The organism is Streptococcus caledonicus, assembly GCF_042656225.1.
GTDB lineage: Bacteria > Bacillota > Bacilli > Lactobacillales > Streptococcaceae > Streptococcus > Streptococcus caledonicus.
In genome coordinates this window covers 25,332-25,583 of record NZ_JBHSOJ010000026.1, presented here as the reverse complement: position 1 = coordinate 25,583, position 252 = coordinate 25,332, and the positions used below count along the sequence as shown (strand labels likewise).

1 pseudogene is annotated in these 252 nt (G+C 42.1%); it reads left to right on the top strand.

Annotated features, from left to right (window positions below):
- Positions 1-6: 6 nt before the first annotated feature.
- A pseudogene (locus tag ACFPQ3_RS09470) lies at positions 7-252 on the top strand (transposase); the annotation flags it as partial.

Genomic DNA, 252 nt, shown 5'->3' with positions numbered 1-252 from the left:
TTTTTCTTGCCACAAGACCATATTGTCTTTACCATTGAAAAAGTGGTGAATGCCTTGGAAGATAGTCACTTCCACGCTTTCTATCATGACTTTGGTCGCCTTCTTATCACCCTAAAATCTTCTGGCTGCTCTGCTATTTGCCTACTCACAAGGTATCTTCTCTGGGCGAAAGATCGAAAAAATGATGATTGAAAATATCGCCATGCAGTACTTAACAGGACAGTTGGTGGTTTCCTACCGCACCATCAATCG